The 13925-nt window shown below is 55.2% G+C and carries 8 protein-coding genes; 7 read left to right on the forward strand and 1 reads right to left on the reverse strand.

The features are described 5' to 3' along the window. Nucleotides 1-246 precede the first annotated feature (246 nt). The 6 genes from EJ361_RS09070 (at nt 247) to EJ361_RS09095 (ending at nt 11121) form a co-directional block, all read left to right on the forward strand. Entirely contained in the window at nt 247-1716 is a 1470-nt protein-coding gene (locus EJ361_RS09070; protein ID WP_240646590.1) for a tagaturonate reductase, read from the forward strand. Nucleotides 1717-1722: 6 nt separating this feature from the next. Beyond that, on the forward strand, nt 1723-3117 hold the full coding sequence (uxaC, locus tag EJ361_RS09075; protein WP_126245170.1) for a glucuronate isomerase: 1395 nt from the start codon (nt 1723-1725) through the stop codon (nt 3115-3117). Continuing rightward, entirely contained in the window at nt 3117-4115 is a 999-nt protein-coding gene (locus EJ361_RS09080; protein ID WP_126245171.1) for a sugar kinase, read from the forward strand. Before uxaC ends, EJ361_RS09080 begins: the two co-directional genes overlap by 1 nt. A 3-nt stretch (nt 4116-4118) precedes the next feature. After that, on the forward strand, nt 4119-4781 hold the full coding sequence (eda, locus tag EJ361_RS09085) for a bifunctional 4-hydroxy-2-oxoglutarate aldolase/2-dehydro-3-deoxy-phosphogluconate aldolase (RefSeq protein WP_126245172.1): 663 nt from the start codon (nt 4119-4121) through the stop codon (nt 4779-4781). A 35-nt stretch (nt 4782-4816) separates the two neighbouring features. Next, nucleotides 4817-6109, forward strand: a complete 1293-nt coding sequence (locus EJ361_RS09090; RefSeq protein ID WP_126245173.1) for an MFS transporter — start codon at nt 4817-4819, stop codon at nt 6107-6109. 131 nt (nt 6110-6240) lie between these two features. Next, the gene (locus EJ361_RS09095; RefSeq protein WP_126245174.1) at nt 6241-11121 is read left to right on the forward strand and encodes a PKD domain-containing protein; all 4881 of its coding nucleotides are present in this window, start codon (nt 6241-6243) and stop codon (nt 11119-11121) included. 76 nt (nt 11122-11197) lie between these two features. On the opposite strand, the gene EJ361_RS09100 is transcribed toward EJ361_RS09095, so the two are convergent. Next, the gene (locus EJ361_RS09100; protein WP_126245175.1) at nt 11198-12844 is read right to left on the reverse strand and encodes a UxaA family hydrolase; all 1647 of its coding nucleotides are present in this window, start codon (nt 12842-12844) and stop codon (nt 11198-11200) included. 234 nt (nt 12845-13078) lie between these two features. On the opposite strand from EJ361_RS09100, the gene kduI reads away from it, so the two are divergent. Continuing rightward, entirely contained in the window at nt 13079-13921 is an 843-nt protein-coding gene (gene kduI, locus EJ361_RS09105) for a 5-dehydro-4-deoxy-D-glucuronate isomerase (RefSeq protein WP_126245176.1), read from the forward strand. Nucleotides 13922-13925 lie beyond the last annotated feature (4 nt).

Genomic DNA, 13925 nt, shown 5'->3' on the forward strand with positions numbered 1-13925 from the left:
GAAAATCCCCGGAACGAGGGGGCCGGGCCTATAGATATCGCTGATAGCCCATAGGCGGAACCCAGATGCCGTCGGATGAAAAAAATTCAATATCGAGGGATTTACAACGATTGATATCCCATTTTTGTCTAAATTCTTTAATAATTCGTCAAAAAAGTCGCCGGCTAATTTTATATTTATCGGAAATTAGCCTGACATATTATAAAATTTGAATGCATGCTACCTCGTTTGAATAGGCCACACGTTATGAATCACCCCGAGTGGGGCGTTACATCGGATCATTTTCAGTTACCGGAAAAAATTTTGCAGTTCGGGACCGGCGTGCTGTTGCGCGGGTTGGTCGACTACCTCGTGGATAACGCCAATAAGCAGGGCGTGTTTAACGGGCGCATCGCCATCGTGAAAAGCACCGATGGTGGAGATGCGGGAGCGTTCCACGCGCAGGACGGACTGTTTACCACCCACATCAAAGGCGTATCGCAGGGGAAGCCCGTCGATCAATACCTCATCAACGCTTCTGTTAGCCGTGTATTGCAATCGAATGCAGATTGGGAGGCGGTGTTGGAAGCGGCATGTCAGCCTTCCATGGAAATCATCGTTTCGAATACGACGGAAGTGGGGATACAATATGTGGAAGAGAACGTGGGCGCCGGGGTGCCCGTGTCTTTCCCCGGCAAACTGCTCGCCATCCTGTACGAACGCTACCGCAGGAAGCTCCCCGGCTTCGTCGTCATCCCTACCGAACTGGTGGTGGATAACGGGAAACTGCTCCACTCGATCGTCATCAAACTGGCGGCATTCAATCAAATGCCGGAACAATTCATCCAATGGATCAGCCAGGGCAACCGCTTTTGCAGTTCGCTGGTAGACCGCATCGTGCCCGGCCGCCCGAAAAACCTCCCGGATTGCTGGAAAGAAGCAGGATATGAAGATGAACTCTGGATCGATTCGGAACCCTTCCTCCTCTGGGCCATCGAAGGAGACGCCGGCGTGGCGCAGAAACTGTCTTTTCACCAGGCAGACGACCGGATGCTCATCGCCCCCAGCATTACCCCATACCGCGAACAAAAACTCCGCATCCTCAACGGCAGTCACACCGCCGCGGTGACCCTCGGCTACCTTTCCGGGCTGAACACCGTCTACGAGTGCATGCAAGACCCTTATTTGCGCCGGTTCTTCGAAACCGTGGTGAAGGCCGAAATCCTCCCCACGCTCGAAAACCTCGGTCCGCAGGTGGCCACCTTCGCCGCCGACGTGCTCGACCGGTTCGATAACCCGTCCATCGAGCACAAACTCATTTCCATCACCTTCCAGCAAAGCAGCAAAATGAACGCGCGGAACGTGCAGACCATGCTCCGGTACCGCGAAAGCAAAGGACTGCTGCCGGAAATGCTGCTGCTCGGGTTCGCCTGCACCCTGCTTTTCCTGAAGCCAGCGCGCGAACATGACGGTAAATTCCAGGGCCGGCGTGGCGATCAGTTTTATGACATCACCGACGAAAACGCCGCGATATTCGCTGCCTACTGGAAATCGGTTGTGAAAATGGGCTACCCCGAAATATCCGCCATGGTACGTGATATTTGCGGGGACGACCGACTTTGGCAAACCGATCTCAACCAACTGCCCGGTTTCGCCGATACCGTTACCGATCATTTGCTTGGCATGATGCAGAACGGCGTAAAGGAATATATCATCCACCATTCCAAGGTTTTATAATCGCATATGAAACAATTCCTGTCCGAAAACTTCCTGTTGCAAACCGAAACCGCCCGGCGCCTGTATTTCGATTATGCGAAAGACATGCCGGTGATCGACTATCATAACCACCTGCCGCCCGACGAGATCGCGCAGAACAAGACGTTCGCGAACATGACGGAGATCTGGCTGAAGGGCGACCACTATAAATGGCGCGCCATGCGGGCCAACGGTGTTTCCGAAGACCTCATTACCGGCGGGGCAGACGATTTCACGAAATTCCGCATGTGGGCGGAAACCGTGCCCTTCACCGCCCGGAACCCGCTCTACCACTGGAGCGCCATGGAACTGTTGAACCCGTTCGGCATCCGTGAAACCCTCAACGGCAGCAATGCCGCCAGGATTTACGAAACTTGCAACGCACAACTCCCGCAATATTCCACCCGCAGCCTGCTGCAGCACTTCAACGTGAAGGCGCTCTGCACCACCGACGATCCGGCGGATTCGCTGGAGCATCACAAGGCTTTGGCGGCCGAGGGTTTCGGCGTCAAGGTGCTGCCCACTTTCCGGCCAGACAAGGCGATGGCGGTGGAAGACCCTCCGGCATTCAAAGCCTACCTGGACAAACTGGGCGCCGCTGCCGGGATCGAGATACACAGCTATCATACGCTCATCGAGGCGCTGAAAAAACGCCACGATTATTTTCATGCCGCGGGTGGCCGCCTGTCCGACCACGGCCTGAATTACTTCATATACAGCGATTTTACGGAAGCTGCGCTGGAAAACGCTTTCCAGCAAGTATTCGCCGGCCGCCAGCTAGACGCCGCCGCTACCGCGATGTTCAAATCCGCGACGCTGCATTTCATCTGCCAGTGGAACCACGGGAAAGGCTGGGCGCAGCAATTCCACGTAGGAGCGATCCGGAACAACAACAGCCGGCTGCTGAAAAAACTGGGGGCGGACGCAGGTGTGGATTCCATCGGCGATTGGGCCATGGCGGAGGCGATGAGCCGATTCTTCGACCGGCTGGACGCGAACGATCAGCTGGCCAAAACGATCGTGTATAACCTGAACCCTTCCTACAACGAAGTTTTCGCCACCATGGTGGGCAATTTCCAGGACGGAAGCGTGGCCGGCAAAATGCAGTTCGGTTCCGGATGGTGGTTCCTCGATCAGAAAGACGGCATGGAAAAACAGATGAACGCCCTCAGCAATATGGGCCTCATCAGCAGGTTCGTGGGCATGCTGACCGATTCGCGGAGCTTTTTGTCGTATAGCCGCCATGAGTATTTCAGGAGAATATTGTGTAATTTGTTCGGCAACGACGCAGCGAACGGAGAATTGCCCGCCGACATCCCCTGGATGGGCAAAATGGTGCAGGACATATGCTATAACAACGCCAAGGCGTATTTTAATTTTTAATGCAACCAGTATCAGTCATCACTTTCGGAGAGATTTTATTCCGGCTTTCGCCCGAATGGGCCAACCATTGCGCGGCCATGTACGTGGGCGGCGCAGAAGCCAATGTAGCCGCGGCCCTGGGCACCTGGGGCGATAGCGTGGCGTATATCAGCAAAGCGCCGGACAACGGGCTCAGCCGCCAGGCCATGGCACAGCTGGAAGCCGCGAACATCCGGACAGACAGGATGCTTTGGGGGGGCGACCGCATCGGGGCGTATTACCTGTCGCAGGGCGCCGATCTGAAAAACGCCGAAGTGGTGTATGATCGCAAATATTCCAGTTTCAGTGAGATACAGCCGGGAACGGTGGATTGGGATGCGCTGCTGGACGGGGCCAACTGGTTCCACTGGAGCGCCATTTCGCCCGCGCTCAACGCCAACGCGGCGGAGATTTGCCGGGAAGTGCTGGAAGCGGCTGCCCGGAAAGGGATGACCATTTCCACCGACCTCAATTACCGCAGTAAATTGTGGCAATACGGCAAATCGCCGCTGGACGTGATGCCGGCGCTCGCGCAATACTGCCATGTGATCATGGGCAATATCTGGGCGGCGGAAATGATGCTGGGCGTGCCCGTCAACCAGGAGGCCATTGCGGGGAATACGAAAGACGGGTATTTGCAGGCAGCGCGCGAATCTGCGGCGGCGATCATCGGGCAATTCCCGAAATGCGACCGGGTGGCGTTTACGTTCCGGTTTTCGGACGGGCCCACGCACAATTTGTATTATGCCGTGTATTATACCCAGGGCCAGCTGTATGTGAGCCGGCAATATGAAACGAACGATGTGAAAGACCGTGTAGGCAGCGGCGATAGTTTTATGGCGGGATTGATACATGCGAACCTGCATGGGCTCGATCCGCAGCAGACCATCGGTTATGCCGCCGCATCGGCTTATACGAAGCTTTTCAGGACGGGAGATTTCAACCTCACGCCACGCGAAACGATCACGCAAATGATGTAGCAAATGACAACGCAACCAACGATAATCTTACAAGCATTCGAAAGCACGAAAGTGATCCCGGTTTTTTATCATGAAGATCCGGAAGTCTGCGCCGAAGTGATGAAAGCCTGTTATACAGGCGGCATCCGGGTTTTCGAATTTACCAACCGCGGAGAGCAGGCCCGCCAGAACTTTGCGCACCTGCGCGATCTGAAAGCCGCATCCATGCCCGATATGCAGTTGGGTATCGGTACCATCAAGAACGTTGTCGACGCGCGGACCTTCACCGATATGGGGGCCGATTTCATCGTTTGCCCCGTGGTGGACCCCGAAACGGCGACGTATTGCCAAAGGGCCGGCATCCTCTGGATCCCGGGATGTATGACACCTACGGAGATTTCCGTGGCGGAGAAGAACGGTGCGGCTTTGGTGAAGCTCTTTCCCGGAAGCGCCCTCGGCCCCGAATTCGTAAAAGCCATCAAGCCGCTGTTTCCCGGACTGAAGTTCATGCCCACCGGCGGCGTGGAACCGGAAGCCGCCAACCTGAAAGCATGGTTCGGCGCCGGTGTGGTATGCGTGGGAATGGGTTCCAATCTTATACCGAAAGATATTCTTGCAGACCGTGATTGGAAAAGCCTTGGAGAGAAAATTAAGCAAACGTTTGCATTATTGCGGTCATTACAGTAATTTGTAGTGATCATACCTTAAACAACTCAACTGACATGAATTCCACTGTAATTGGCCGGTACCGCTGGCGAATATGCGCCTTGTTGTTTTTTGCTACCACTATCAACTACATTGACCGGCAGGTCATCGGTATTTTAAAACCCGTGCTCGAGAAAGAGTTTAACTGGACGGAGAGCCAATATGGCGAGATCGTGATGGTCTTTTCCGCCTGTTATGCATTCGGCCTGCTTATCTTCGGACGGTTTGTGGATAAGGTGGGCACCAAAGTAGGTTACAGCGTGTCGATCATTATCTGGAGCATAGCCGCCATGGCACATGCACTGGCGAAATCCACCCTCGGTTTCGGTGCTGCCCGTGCGGTATTGGGATTGGGCGAAGCGGGGAATTTTCCCGTGGCGATCAAATCCGTTGCGGAATGGTTCCCCAAGAAGGAGCGCGCTTTCGCAACGGGGATTTTTAACTCCGGCGCAAACATCGGTGCCGTACTGGCGCCGGCGGTAGTGCCCTGGCTCGCCAACGCGTACGGCTGGCAGGAAGCCTTTATCTGGACGGGCGTTGTAGGCTTCATCTGGCTGATTTTCTGGATCGTGATGTACGAAATCCCCGCCCGCCACAAGAAGATCTCCAAGGCAGAGTATGAATACATTCACAGCGACCAGGTAGACGATTCCGGCACCAAAAAGAAAGTGCCCTGGCTGAAACTGTTCGGCATCCGCCAAACCTGGGCTTTCGTGTTCGGTAAACTGCTGACAGACCCTATCTGGTGGTTTTTCCTCTTCTGGCTGCCGTCTTACTTCTCGACCACTTTCAATCTCGATATGAAAAACCTCGGCTTGCCGCTGATCATCGTGTACACCGCTACAACCGTTGGCAGCATTGGCGGCGGATTCCTGTCGAGCTGGTTCATCAAGCGCGGTATGCCGGTTTTCAAAGCGCGTAAAACCGCCATGTTCATCTTCGCGATCTGTGTATTGCCGATCATGACGGCAAGGTATACCGATAATATGTGGGTAGCAGTGGCGCTCATCAGTTTGGCTGCGGCTGCGCACCAGGCCTGGTCTGCCAATATCTTCACCACCGCGTCAGACATGTTCCCGCGGTTCGCGTTGAGCTCTGTGGTAGGGATCGGCGGTATGGCCGGTTCGCTGGGCGGGATGTTGTTCCCTATCGTAGTCGGTGCCTTGCTGGACCACTACAAAGCGCTGGGTAATATCAACGCGGGTTACAATATCCTATTCCTGATCTGCGGCGTGATGTACCTGCTCGCCTGGATCATGATGCACATCTTCGCTCCCAAAATGGAGCAGGTGGAAATTGCAGAATCATAGATTTTACGATGTATCATAGTGTACGGCGCAACCTTTACCGGTTGTGCCGTTTCTTTTTGATTCCCTGCCTGTTCTGGCGCTTGCCTACCGATATAAGTAATTTTACGTAATTTTCGGGCCAACCGCATTATATGTCCCTAGTCTCCAAGGTTATCCCGAAACTTGCAGTAACCGCTACCATTTTGTTTATCCTGCTCAGTTGGGCTGGCATTTCCGCCAAAGCGCAGCTGAGAGCGGATTTCACGCCCAGTAAATCCAGTGATTGCGAAAGTCTCATCACCAAATTCAACGATAATTCTACCGGGAACCCCGTTTCCTGGCAATGGAACCTCGGGAACGGGTCTGTTTCAACGGCCCAAAGCCCCAGCGCATCCTACACTTCACCCGGCACCTACAAAGTGACGCTCACGGTGAAAGATGCCGCCGGCAATTCCAATTCCACCGAAAAAACCGTCACCGTTTGGGCGAACCCCAAACCCGATTTCTCAGCCAGCCCGGTGAAAGGCTGCATCCCGTTCGACGTTACCTTTACCGACAAATCCAACCCCGTCAACGGCACCATCACCACCCAAAGCTGGGACTTCGGCGATGGCACCACCGGCTCCGGCAGCAGCCCGGTCCACACGTACAACAACGTCCTGAAAGCCGCCGTGACCCTAACCGTCACCAACAGCAACGGATGTACCGCCTCCAGGGTGATCTCCAACATCGTGGATGCCGGCGCCACGCTTACGGCCAATTTCAGCGTGTCTGACCGGTTTATCTGTTCGGCGCCGGGAACGGTGACGATCACCAATGCCTCCTCCGGCCCGGGAACCCTCACATACAAATGGGACTTCGGTGACGGGAAAACCGCAACCGGCGCCAACCCGGGATCGCATACCTACACCGCAAGAGGCGTGTATAAAATCACGCTCACCGTTTCCAACGACAGGGGATGCGTGGCTTCCAAAACATCCGAAGAGATCAACGTCGCCAATTACAAAACGAACTTCGACTTACCCGCCAGCATTTGTGAAAATAGCAATGCCAATTTCACCGCCAGCAATTCGCCGCAGGCCGACAACGTGACCTGGAGCGTAGATAAGGGATATGTCAGTTACTGGGGCGGTTCCGCATATTATTCGCCCGCCGGCGCCGGTACCGTGAAGGTGACCATGACGGCCGATTACGGCACCTGTCGCGAAACCGTTACAAAGGATTTTGTCGTGAAACCCGCGCCACAGGCCGGTTTTTCCATCGATCAGGCCGCCATCTGCGATGTGCCCGCCACCGTAAAACTGACCGATAATTCGACCGGCGCTTCGAGTTGGAGCTGGACTTTCGGGGACGGCCAATCCTCCACGCAGCGGAACCCCACCGTCACCTACACCAGCCTTGGATATTACTGGATCAAACAAACCGCCACCAATGCATCCGGCTGCTCCAGCTTCGCGGAACGGTATATCCATGTCCAGAAACCGGAAATCTACGTCTACTCCAGCATTACCTCGGGATGTGAAGGGATTGCCCCCACATTCGGCGCCAACAGCACCACCGGCGATGATATCGTAAGTTATGAATGGGATTTCGGGGATGGAAGCCCCAAATCCACCGAAGCCGCGCCCACGCATACGTACAACAAAGCCGGCAACTATGTCGTAAAACTGAATTACACCACGGCTAACGGTTGTAAAGGCACCGCAGGCTCGTATTCTTTTTACCAGATCAGCGTATATAAAAAACCGGCGCCCGATTTTACATCACCACAGGCACCGCAGGTTTGCGGGAACAATTGGGTGATATTCAACGCCACAACGGATGTAGGTGATTCCTTCAGCTGGAACTTCGGGGATTATTACAGCGGCTCCAACCAAAATACGCAACACAGCTACCGCGAGCCCGGCACGTACGACGTGTCGTTGACGGTGTCCAACAACGGATGTACGAACACCATCACCAAAACCGCTTTCATCAAAGCCGTCAACCCGTTCCCCCGGTTCGTCAGGAAAGATATCGACTGCAACAACCGGACAACCATCAGCTTCGAAGATCAATCCATCGGATCGATCACCAGCTGGAAGTGGAGCTGGGGCGATGGAAAGGAAGATGCCTTCACCACGACAACCCATCCTTCCCATAAATACGATAAAACAGGCAAATACCTCGTGAAACTCACCGTGTCCGACGGCACCTGCACCAGCACCGATTCCACCATCATCGACGTTTACGCGCCGGGGGACCCGGTCATCAACACCGATAAATCAACCCTTTGCGCCAATGAAGTCCTCAAATCCACCCTGCTCAGCATAGATCGCACACTGTACAGGTCGTATTACGATTATTACTGGACATCCTCCAACGGCGCCTGGGCGCAGTGGGATGGCCACACGAACGACCGTGTGATCCTCCACGGCCTGAAGCCGGGGAAAGATACCGTCCGCTTTTTCGCGGTGAACTACCAGGGATGTATCGATTCAAGTAACAAGGTGCCGGTAGACATCCGCGGCCCCATTGCCAAATTCCTGTCTCCGCCGGTGCTCGAATGCCGCGGAACGGAGCTGACGTTTACCGATCAGACCGATATCACTTACGGCAAACCCATCAAGACCTGGTCCTGGGACTTCGGCGACGGTACCGCTCCCAAAGTGTTCTCGGCGCCCCCGTTCAAATATACCTACCATAAATCCGGGTACTTCTATCCGAAACTGACCGTTACCGACGAAGAAGGTTGCTCCAGCACGGCATCCGCAGACTACCTCCAGGTTAATGGCCCCAACGCCGATTTTACGCCCAGCGCCACCCTGATCCGGCCGGGCGGCGATGTATGGTTCTATAACAACACCAGCGAAACGGGCGGCTATGCTACGTATGAGTGGGATTTCGGGGACGGGACCACTTCCACCGATTTCAGTCCGAACAAAACGTATCCCGACAAAGGCTTGTATACCGTGAAGCTGCTGGTGAGGGATAATAACGGATGTACCGACAGTATTAAAAAACAGATCAAGGTGTCGAGCGTAAGCGCGGATTTTACGTTTACCACCACGTTCGTCAACAATAGCGGCTGCCCGCCGGTGATCGCCAAATTCACGAATGTGTCGCTCAATTACAGCAGCTCGTATTGGGATTTTGGCGATGGCAGCTTCTCCACGCTGGATAATCCTTCCCATACCTACACCTACGCCGGCAAATACAAAGTGAAACTGAAAGTGGTGGGCGATGCGGGAACGGAAGACGAGTTTGAGCAGGAAGTGGAAGTGAAAGGCCCGTATGCTACGATCACTACATCCGCGACCGGCGGTTGCCTCACGAAAGAGATCGAGTTTACCGTAGCCGCGGTGAACGCCGTGAATTTTGCCTGGGATTTTACAGATGGGGAAGTAACGGAAACTACGGCGGCCTCCATCAAACATACCTTTAAAGTGCCGGGTGTGTATAAACCGCGCCTTATCCTGTCTGACCAGGCCGGTTGTAAAGGCACCGCTTTCCTCAAAGACCCGATCGTGATCGACAAACTGGACGTAAAACTGAATACTACCCCGGCGTTCCTTTGTGATAAAGGCTGGATCGATTTCAAACCCGAATTCAACAGCTATTCCATCGACGAGTTAAAAGAGGCGGCAGATTACAAATGGACGTTCGACGCAGGGCTTACCGTTCAGGACGAAACCACCGCCCAGCCCCGATTCTATCTCGATCAGCAAAAAGATTTCACGTTCACGCTTACCACCACCACCGCGTACGGATGTTCCCAAACGGTGAATAAAACCATACACGTGTTCCCCCGGCCGGTTTCGGCCATCACAGCGCCGCTGCAGGCTTGTCAGGATGCGCAGGTAACGTTCAGCGGCGCGGTAAGCGTGGTGAACGACGTTACCTGGAAATGGGATTTCGCGAATGGAAACACAAGCACCGCGCAGCAACCCGGCAACCAGGCGTTTGCCAAACCTGGCCTCACGGACGTGCAGCTCGTCGTTTCCAGTAAAGACGGGTGTAACGATACCGCCATCCATCAGATCAATATCACGCCTACGCCCGTGGTGAATGCCGCATCTGCCGCTTCCTTCGTTTGTCTCGGCAACAGCACTTCGCTCAGCGCCGGCGGTGGCATCAGTTACCGGTGGGCGCCCGCGGAAGGGCTGGACGATCCTTCGTCTCCCACGCCGGTGGCGGCTCCCGACGTAAACACAGACTATAAGGTTACGGTGACCGATGCCAATGGATGCACCAATTCGGACGAAGTCAGCATTCGCGTAGCGCAACCGTTCCAGATCCAAACCATGCCCGATACTGCTTTGTGCCTGGGGCACGTGCTTCCGTTGCGGGTTTCCGGCGCCGATCGTTATCTGTGGAAAGGGGAGGGGCTGGACGAGACGGATATTCCCCTTCCGCACGCCACCATCAAATCCACCGGCAATTACACATATGAGGTAACCGGCTACGATGCGGACGGATGTTTCACGGACGATGCCACCGTAACGGTGAACGTGCATCCCGCGCCCACAAGCAGCGCAGGGCCGGATCGCATGGTGATGTCGGGGACTCCGGTATTGCTCGGCGGACAGGGTAGTTCCGACATCGTTAAATGGACCTGGACGCCGCCGAGATTCCTGGATTGCCCTACCTGTCCGGCTCCGAGCGCGCTCCCCGACCTTACCACCCGTTATACACTGGAAGTGGAAAACCGCTTCGGCTGCAAAGCGACCGACGATGTACTGGTGACGGTGGGCTGCGACCAGGGCAGCGTTTTCATGCCTAACGCCATCACCCCCAATAAAGACGGCATCAACGAATGGTTCTATCCCAAAGGGCGCGGCATCAAGGAAGTAAACTGGATGCGGATTTACGACAGATGGGGTGGACTGGTATTCGAGAACGCGCATTTTCAGCTGAACAACCCAACGGCGGGCTGGAACGGCAGCTGGAAAAACAGGCCTTCGCCATATGGTACGTATGTCTATGCCATCGAAACCGTGTGCGAAGATGGCACCACTTTCATTTTCCGCGGAACGGTGACCGTGATCCGGTAAGATCTTTTGACGTAAAACGAAAGCGGCGAAGCACTTGCTCCGCCGCTTTTCTATTTTTCAGCTACATTGTCTGTAATTAAAGGCTCACGCCGCGTTTCCAGGGAATGAAATCGTCCTGGTGGAGGCGTTCCGCTTTGGTGGTCTCTTCGCCGCTGGCCACTCTGATCACGTAATCGAGGATATCTTCACCCATCTGTTCGATGGTTTTTTGTCCACTGATGATGCTGCCGGTATCGATGTCGATAATGTCGGGCATGCGTTGTGCGAGGCGGCTGTTGGTAGCCAGTTTCACGACAGGCGCGATGGGGTTGCCGGTAGGCGTGCCGAGGCCGGTGGTGAAGAGGACCACGTTCGCGCCGGAGCCCACTTCCGCGGAAGTAGATTCTACGTCGTTGCCCGGTGTGCAAAGCAGGTTGAGGCCCGGTTTGGTTACGTATTCCGTGTAATCCAGTACATCGCGGACGGGGGAGGTGCCGCCTTTTTTGGCTGCGCCGGCCGATTTGATGGCGTCGGTGATGAGGCCGTCTTTGATATTGCCCGGCGAAGGGTTCATGTAAAACCCGGAACCTACGGATTGCGCCTGGTTCTCGTACGCGCGCATGATGGTGATGAATTTATCTGCGGTGGCTTTTTCTTCGCAACGGTTGATCAGTTCCTGTTCCACACCGCAAAGCTCGGGGAATTCGGAAAGGATGGTGGTGCCGCCGAGTGCTACCAGGAGGTCGGACGTGTGGCCGATGGCCGGGTTGGCGGAAATGCCGCTGAACCCGTCGGAGCCGCCGCATTCCAGGCCGATCGTGATTTTGGACAGCGGCGCGGGTTTGCGTTCCTGTTTGTTGGCTTCCACGAGTGCGAGGAAGGTGTCGCGGATGGCGTTGCTCAGCATATTGAATTCCGAGCCGCTGGTTTGCTGTTCGTAAACGAGGACGGGTTTGCTGAAATCGGGATTCAGTTTTTTGAGCGATTCCTGGAGGATGGATACTTGCGCGTGCTGGCAGCCGAGGCTGAGCACGGTGGCGCCGGCCACGTTGGGATGGTGGATGTAACCGGCGAGGAGGGCGCAGAGCGTGTCGGAATCTTGCCGGGTGCCGCCGCATCCGCCTTCGTGGATGAGGAATTTTACGCCGTCGATATTCGGGAAGATGGTGCTGCGGGTACTCGCCTGATCGGCTTCCGCTGCTTTGTAATCCCTAATGGCGTCGAGGTCCCCGGATTTGTAGAGGCTGACGAGATCGTTTACCTGCTGGTTGTATACTTCGGGCGGCGCGAAACCGAGCCCTTTTTCGAAGGCGGTTTTGATCACGCCCACGTTCCTGTTCTCGCAAAATACCATCGGTATCACGAGCCAGTAATTGCGGGTGCCTACCTGCCCGTCTGACCGATGGAAACCATTGAAAGTCTTGTTCTTCCATTTGCTGACGTCGGGCGCCTGCCACTGGATGGAGGCGTCTTTTTCATGGAAAGCGTCAGCGTCGTGCTGGAGGTTCTTTACAGTGATGGGCTCGCCGGGGGCGATGTCTGTCACGGCTTTCCCTACCAGAACGCCGTACATCAACACGGGATCGCCGGAATGGAGGGGCGCGAACGGAAATTTATGTTTGGCGGGAACGTTGTGCGTCAATTGGATCGAAGTGCCGTTGAACTCGATCTGCCGGCCTGCCGGAAGATCCTGTAAAGCCACCAGCACATTGTCTTTCGGGTGAATCTGAAGAAAGGTGTTCATGATATGCTAAAATAGACCATTTGCCGAAGTTGCGTTAATACTATCCACTGTATTCATGATTTAATATTAACGCACCCACAAAGTTACCGATTCCTCCCGCCATGGCGCGCCAATGGCCTGTTAATCTTTATGCAAACGTTTGCAGATTTCATTGATTATTTATACCTTCCTGCTCCCGTTCCACGGTATTATTTCATTACGATTTCGCATACATCTAAAAAAACATCCTAATTGATGAGCACGCATATCGAAACCAGGTACGCCAGCAGTCCGGCCGAAGCCAAATCCTGGGACACCGCCCAGGCCCGTGAAGCCCTGCTGATACCTTCGCTCTTCGAGGCAGACGCCGTTCGCCTCGTATACAGTCATTACGACAGATTCATCACCGGCGGCGCCATGCCCGTTGCCGGCCCCCTCACCCTCGAAGCTCCCGGCGCCCTCAAAGCGGAATTCTTCCTGGAGCGCCGCGAACTGGGCATCATCAACGTAGGCGCCCCCGGCACCGTTACCGTAGACGGCGAAGCGTTCGAACTGGGGCACAAGGAAGCGCTCTACATCGGCAAAGGCAAGCGCAGCATAACTTTCGCATCCACCAGCGCATCCGCTCCTGCGATGTTCTACCTCAATTCCACCCCCGCGCACATGACCTATCCCACCCGCCGCGTCACCAGAGCCGAAGCGGAAGTGGTAACCCTCGGCGCCCAGGAAACCGCCAATCACCGGACGATCAACAAACTGCTCGTCAACTCCGTTATCCCCACCTGCCAACTCCAGATGGGCATGACGGAACTCAAGCCCGGCAACACCTGGAACACCATGCCCGCGCATACGCACGACCGCCGCATGGAGGTATATTTCTATTTCGAAGTGCCCCAGGGCCAGTCGGTTTGCCACTTCTGGGGCCAGCCGCAGGAAACCCGGCACATCTGGATGCAAAACAACCAGGCCGTCATTTCCCCGCCCTGGTCTATCCACTCCGGCTCCGGCACCAGCAACTACACCTTCATCTGGGGCATGGCCGGCGAAAACCTCGATTACGGCGACATGGACCATTGCGCCATCACCGATTTAAGATAGTCTG

This window comes from Chitinophaga rhizosphaerae (assembly GCF_003958645.1).
GTDB lineage: Bacteria > Bacteroidota > Bacteroidia > Chitinophagales > Chitinophagaceae > Chitinophaga > Chitinophaga rhizosphaerae.

Coding starts and splice junctions, on each gene's coding strand:
- eda (WP_126245172.1), top strand. CDS start 4,119: ATGACAACGCAACCAACGATAATCTTACAAGCATTCGAAAGCACGAAA.
- EJ361_RS09095 (WP_126245174.1), top strand. CDS start 6,241: ATGTCCCTAGTCTCCAAGGTTATCCCGAAACTTGCAGTAACCGCTACC.
- uxaC (WP_126245170.1), top strand. CDS start 1,723: ATGAAACAATTCCTGTCCGAAAACTTCCTGTTGCAAACCGAAACCGCC.
- kduI (WP_126245176.1), top strand. CDS start 13,079: ATGAGCACGCATATCGAAACCAGGTACGCCAGCAGTCCGGCCGAAGCC.
- EJ361_RS09070 (WP_240646590.1), top strand. CDS start 247: ATGAATCACCCCGAGTGGGGCGTTACATCGGATCATTTTCAGTTACCG.
- EJ361_RS09080 (WP_126245171.1), top strand. CDS start 3,117: ATGCAACCAGTATCAGTCATCACTTTCGGAGAGATTTTATTCCGGCTT.
- EJ361_RS09100 (WP_126245175.1), bottom strand. CDS start 12,844: ATGAACACCTTTCTTCAGATTCACCCGAAAGACAATGTGCTGGTGGCT.
- EJ361_RS09090 (WP_126245173.1), top strand. CDS start 4,817: ATGAATTCCACTGTAATTGGCCGGTACCGCTGGCGAATATGCGCCTTG.